At 66.2% G+C, this 5,770-nt stretch carries 7 protein-coding genes; 6 read left to right on the top strand and 1 reads right to left on the bottom strand.

Annotated elements, in window-relative coordinates:
• From ACLL97_RS19635 to ACLL97_RS19620, 4 genes are all read left to right on the top strand, one after another.
• Positions 1-384 (top strand): RNA polymerase sigma factor (locus ACLL97_RS19635; protein ID WP_411282176.1); only part of this gene is annotated, 384 nt, incomplete at its 5' end.
• Positions 385-392: 8 nt separating this feature from the next.
• The gene (locus tag ACLL97_RS19630) at positions 393-1,265 is read left to right on the top strand and encodes a hypothetical protein (RefSeq protein ID WP_411282175.1); all 873 of its coding nucleotides are present in this window, start codon (positions 393-395) and stop codon (positions 1,263-1,265) included.
• Positions 1,265-2,215, top strand: coding sequence for a DUF4097 family beta strand repeat-containing protein (locus ACLL97_RS19625; RefSeq protein WP_411282174.1), 951 nt, complete (start codon positions 1,265-1,267; stop codon positions 2,213-2,215). The genes ACLL97_RS19630 and ACLL97_RS19625 overlap by 1 nt, the downstream gene beginning before the upstream one ends.
• A gap of 41 nt (positions 2,216-2,256) precedes the next feature.
• Entirely contained in the window at positions 2,257-3,099 is an 843-nt protein-coding gene (locus tag ACLL97_RS19620; RefSeq protein WP_411282173.1) for a DUF4097 family beta strand repeat-containing protein, read from the top strand.
• 333 nt (positions 3,100-3,432) lie between these two features.
• Here ACLL97_RS19620 and ACLL97_RS19615 read toward each other — a convergent pair whose 3' ends face one another.
• On the bottom strand, positions 3,433-3,717 hold the full coding sequence (locus ACLL97_RS19615; RefSeq protein WP_411282172.1) for a 4a-hydroxytetrahydrobiopterin dehydratase: 285 nt from the start codon (positions 3,715-3,717) through the stop codon (positions 3,433-3,435).
• Positions 3,718-4,176: 459 nt separating this feature from the next.
• Here ACLL97_RS19615 and ACLL97_RS19610 point away from each other — a divergent pair, with 459 nt between their 5' ends.
• Together ACLL97_RS19610 and ACLL97_RS19605 are read left to right on the top strand one after the other, a co-directional pair.
• A complete protein-coding gene (locus ACLL97_RS19610; RefSeq protein ID WP_411282171.1) occupies positions 4,177-4,407 on the top strand; it encodes a hypothetical protein in 231 nt (76 codons plus the stop codon).
• Between the two features lie 81 nt (positions 4,408-4,488).
• Positions 4,489-5,727, top strand: a complete 1,239-nt coding sequence (locus ACLL97_RS19605; protein WP_411282170.1) for a hypothetical protein — start codon at positions 4,489-4,491, stop codon at positions 5,725-5,727.
• Positions 5,728-5,770: the final 43 nt, after the last annotated feature.

Genomic DNA, 5,770 nt, shown 5'->3' with positions numbered 1-5,770 from the left:
GAAGTCACGCAGGACGTGTTCGTACGGGTGTGGCAGAAGCTGCCCGGTTTCCGTGGCGAGTCGGCGTTCAGCACCTGGCTGCATCGGGTCGCGGTGAACGTGGTGTTGTCGCGTCGCAAGCGAGCCAGCGTTACCGGCGCCCGCTCGGTCGACGATGACGACCTCGACCAGGCGCCCGCGCGCACGGTCTTCGTGGGAGAGCGGCTCGATCTCGATGCGGCGATCGCCGGCCTGCCGGCAGGTGCGCGACGCGTGTTCGTGCTGCACGATGTGGAAGGCTTCACGCACGAGGAGATCGGCGAACAACTCGGCATCACGTCGGGCGGCAGCAAGGCCCAGTTACACCGTGCGCGCATGTTGTTGCGCGCGGCCCTGAATCGGTAACAGCGCGCATGGATTTCACAGATGTCGTTCCCCCGACCGGCGCTTGCGCCGACTGCACGCGCTTCGACGCGCAGTGCGGCGGTTTCATGGAGCGCGATCTCGACAGCGCCGAACAGGCGTGGATGACGGCGCATCAGTCTGCGTGTGCCGCGTGCGCCACGCTGGTGCGCGACCTCGAAGCGATGGTGGCAGCGGCGAGCGCGCTGCCCGGGATCTCGCCCTCGCGCGATCTCTGGAGCGGCATTGAATCCCGACTCGATACCACGGTGACTCCCATCTCGGCCGCCGCGACGCACACGTACACGCACACGTACACGCACACGTACACGCACTCGCGTGTTGCACGCACGGTGTCGGTTCGCACCTTCGCCGTTGCGGCCACGATCCTGGTGGCGGTGACGTCGGGTATCACGTGGCGTCTGGCTGCGCGCGGGAGTGCCGTCACGGCGTTGCCCGCGGCGGTCGCCGCGATCGCCGACAACGGGAACGACCCGGGCCTGCCCGGCGCGTCCGTGGAGATCGTCGCGGCCTCGCCGTCCACGACCTCGAGCGCGACGACGGCGGCGGCATCCGGGTCCACCACGCGACTCGTGGCGCGCGAGGCCATAGGCGAGGCCACTCGCGACCGTGACGGCAGCGAGGCCGATGTGGTGTATGAACGCGAAATCTCGGCGTTGCGTCGCATCGTCGACGATCGCGTGGTGGAACTCGACAGCGTGACGGTGCGTGAACTGCGCCGTAATCTGGACATCATCGATCGGGCTATCGGCGACAGCCGCAAGGCGCTCGCGCGTGATCCGCGCAGCGCATTATTGGCCACGCAACTCGATCGTGCCCTCGAAACCAAACTTGCGCTGCTGCGGCGCGTGGCGCTGCTGTAATGCGACCTCCTCACGGGTTCACTTGCTCTCGACGATCCCGCTTTCTCGTTGCGCTCGGCGCGCTGCTCGCGCTGTCGCTGGCCGGAGGGGGAACGCCGTTGCTGGCGCAGCGTGACTCGAGTTTCGCCGTCGCGCGCAACGCCGTGGTCGATATCACGGTGCGCACCGGTCGTCTGGTGGTGCGTGGTGGCGCCGCGACAACCGGCTCGATCCGTGGCCGCAGCGGCGACTATCAGCTGCGCACCACCGGCGTGGGTGTGACGCTCGATGCGTCGGAGGACATGCGATCGAGCCGGTCGAATCGCTCCGAGAGCCGTCGTAGCGATGCCACGCTCGAACTCGACCTGCCGCGCAACGTGCGCCTCGTTATTTCCACCGCGTCGGCCGACGTCGAGGTTTCCGGCATCGATGGTGATGTCGAGATTCGCACCACCAGTGGCGACATCGGCCTCGACGACATCGGCGGACGCCTCACGCTCGAAGCGCTCTCCGGCGATGTCCGCGTGAGTGGTCGCTCGGGGCCGGCGCGGGTCACGACCATGAGCGGTGACATCACCCTGCGCGGGGTGCGCGACGAGGTGAATGTGCACACCACCAGCGGCGATGTCATCTTGGGCATGGATCGCGCGACGCGGGTGGATGTCGAAAGCATCAGTGGCGACATCACCTTCGATGGCAGCACCACCGACGATGCTCGCTTACAGCTCACGACACACTCGGGAGACGTGACCTTGCGACTCCCCGAAAATGCGCGCGGCAGCATCGATGTCTCCACGTTCAACGGGGAGATGACCGGGTCCGGGTCGCTCACACTCATGCCCAGCAGCCTCACCTCCTCTCGCAGCGAGCGCGCCGTGCGCCGTTATGAAATCGGCGGAGGCGGCTCTACCCGCTTTACGATCTCGACCTTCAACGGCGACGTCCGCGTCGTGCGAGGCAACCGCTCATGATCGCACACGTGCGGGCATCTCTTTGGCGTCAGGAGTCTTCCATGCTGTCGTTCCGTTCCTCGACCCGTTCGGCGCTGCGTTCCACCGCCGCGGCCCTGCTGCTCACCGCCATGATCGTGGCGCCCGCGGTCGCGCAGGATCGTGAGCGGGATCGCGACATGCAACGCGACGATGCGTTCACCTGGTCGGGCACCATCCCGTCGGGGCGACGTATCATGATCAAGAACATCAACGGCGGCATTCAGGTAGAGCGCAGCACCAGCGGCCGAGTGGAAGTAAGCGCCGAGAAGCGCTGGCGCCGCGGCAATCCCGAAGACGTGCGCATCGAGCAGAAGAAACTCGGTGACGACGTGCTGGTGTGTGCGCTCTTCAGCGAAGACTCGCGCTGTGACGAAAGCGGCATTCACACCGATCGCCGTAGCAAGTGGAACGATCGCAACGACGTGTCGGTGCGCTTCACCGTGCGCGTGCCCGACGGCGTACGGGTCGACCTGTCCACCGTGAACGGCGGGGTGGAAGTGACCGGCGTGAAGAACGCGGTGGATGCGCATACCGTGAACGGCAGCATCACCGCCCGCAGCGCCGGCGGTCCGGTGCGCGCCAAGACGGTCAATGGCAGCATCACCGTGTCCATGGGCTCACTCGGCCGCGCCGACGATCTCGACTACGAAACGGTGAACGGCGCAATCACGATTGAACTGCCGTCGAACTTTGGCGCGCAGCTCGAACTGTCGACCGTGAACGGGCGCGTCTCGACCGATTTTCCGATCACGATTTCCGGCACATTGTCACCGCGACGGTTGCGTGGTACGGTGGGTAACGGGTCCACGCGACTGCGGGCCAGCACGGTGAACGGCAGTGTGACGCTGCGGAAGATCAACTAGCGATGTAGCTCGTTACTCGGGCTGTACGAAGCATTACCCTTCTGGGGGACCGTTCCTCGTGATGCTCTGGCGTAAGCGTCGGGCCGGTACTGCGTATGCGCTGGCCTACCTCGCGTATTCCCTGACGGGACTGTTGGGAATCTTCAGCGTGCTGAGCGACCCGGAAGGCGTCGACAGGAACTCCTATGCGAGTGTCTTTATCGTGATCCTCGCATTCGGCCAATGGCAACTGATCCGCGCATTGAAAGGAGACCTTCAACGAGCATGCCGTCCGCCATCACCGTGGAGACGGGCGCCGAGGAAGGCGAGAGGTCTCGCGCGTTCGCTACGGCTTCACGCCGCGGCTAATTCTTCGATCGCCCGGGCGAGATCGAAATCCTTCGCGGTGATCCCGCCCGCGTCGTGCGTGCTCAGCGAGAAGTGCACCTTGGTGTAGCGGATGTCGATGTCGGGGTGATGCTGCATCGCTTCAGCGATGTCGGCCACCTGCGCGATGAATGCGACACCCGCGGGAAACGTCGCGAAGTGATAGCTCTTCGCGAGCGTGTCGCCTTTACGCGACCAGCCTGGCAGCGCGCCAAGGCCGCGCTGAATTTCGATGTCGGAAAGAGCGGGCATGTCTCTCTAGAGTAGGGTGCGCCGAGACGGCGGACAATGCCTGAGCATGGAATGCTGCGGCCGTAGATCACACATTCCATCACACAGTCGGTGCCGTCTTGCGCTTTCGGTTTTCGTTCGGCATGGTCCAGTATGCGCCCCGCCGACCTTCCCGTTTTGCCGGCGCTTTCGCCCGATCCGCTACGACCGGATCCCCTCCGGCTACTCTCGGCCCAAGCCGACCGACAGTATCACGCGGCGCCGACACGCGGCATCTTCAATCCGCCGGCGGCCACGGACATGGGCTTCTGGTCCATCAATCCGTACGTGGGGGGGCCTTCGGCAGCGCCTTGCCGGGCATCACCGATGCGCCGGCCATGTTGGAGGCGCGGGTGCAGCAGGTGGCAGCGGCCGGCGCCAAAGGCCTGGGGGCGGTGTGCCCTGCGGCTTCAGGCCGCATCACGACGGCGGTATCTGCCCGTGATCCGCGAGCACTTTCCCGAGCTCTCGACCAAGTATATGGCGACGTACCGCCACAGCGCGTACGCCGCCGACAACGATCGCGTCGGGCTGCAACAGGTCATCGAACGGCTGTGCCGGAAATACGGCCTGGCCACGTGGGAATACCGTCGGGACGACGACGGCGACGCTGATGATGAAGTTGCCCTGCCCGAGCCGCTGGCCCCCGAGCTCCAGCTGCGTCTGCTGTAGTGAAATTCTGGCAGCCTTTTCTCATGGTGTTTTCCCGAATTCGCTCTTTCCGCCACCTTCGTTGTTCGGTATTTATTCGGTATGACCGCCTTGCCTGCTTCCGCTATCGTTCTCGCCCTCGCCGAACCACACACCACGTCGGCCCTGCCCGACCTCACGCTCCTACGCGATCAGTTGCAGGCGGTGGTGGCGAGTGGACGGCAGGCCAGTGGCCCGTGGAGCACGGGGTTGGCGCAATTGGACCGGGCGCTTGGTGGCGGCATCCCGCGGGGGCGCGTCACCGAGATCAGCGGACCGTTGGCCGTGGGAAAAACCGCGCTGCTGCGGCAGCTGGTGGCGACGGTCCTGCACACCGGGGCGTGGGTGGCGTGGATCGACGCCAAACGCACGCTCGCCCCGGCGCCATGGACCGCCCTCGGCGCGCGCTTCGTGGTCATCCGTCCGCCCGACACCAAACGCAGTGCGTGGACCGCCGATCTGCTGCTACGCAGCGGCGTGTTCGCGCTGGTGGTCATCGACGGCGCCCCGCCATTGTCGCGAGTGCATGGCGTGCGGCTGGCGCAGTTGGCGCGTGAACGCGACGCCGCCTGCGTGGTGCTCGAACATCACGACGGCGGGCGCGAAGTACGGCCCAGTAGACTGGCCGGCACCGTGCGCCTGCGCATCGCCGCGATGCCATGGTCGGTGCCGAGTATGCCGCCATCGATGCGCGTGACGTCACGCGTGACATCACCTGTGACCTCAAGCCGACGACAACCACTCCGATTACCGGAATCGATGGCCGAAGCGGCGATCACCGGAGAACAGTTCACCCGAGAACCGGTCACCGTTGCCGATGCCTCGCGACGGTTTGTGGTGACCGTGGAGAAAGGCGGGAACAGTCAGAGTCGCAGTCAGTCCATCGAGGTGAGCAGTGCAGTCGTCGTGGCGCGTCGCGTGTGTACGGATTCCGAGATTCCCGATCGGCGCGGGGTGGCGCGAAGCGCGCGTCGTCCCTGGACCGCCCGCGGCAACAGCAGCGACGCCGAACAGCCCGGGCAACAGCACGCCGAACACCCCGTCACCTGGGGCGGACTCGGCGTCTCCGCCAGCGATCTGTACGGAGTTGACCTTCCCGGACACCCAGCTCGCCTTGCCGCTGGGGTTACCGACCGCGGCCTCACCAGCGACCGTCCGTTCCCGCCGGGGGAGCGCGGTGCAAGCCAAAGTGAAACCGACCAGCGTACCCGCGACTGGACGCGCTATCGCGGACGCCGCCGCGCTGCCGACCCCAGCTACGGCCGCCGCCCCAAGCGCCACTTCCCCCCCGTCCCCCAGTAACCCACGGCCCACGGCCCATGGCCCACGGCCGAGCGCCGAGAGC

This window comes from Gemmatimonas sp., assembly GCF_046594945.1.
GTDB lineage: Bacteria > Gemmatimonadota > Gemmatimonadetes > Gemmatimonadales > Gemmatimonadaceae > Gemmatimonas.
This window is presented reverse-complemented; position numbering and strand designations above follow the sequence as displayed.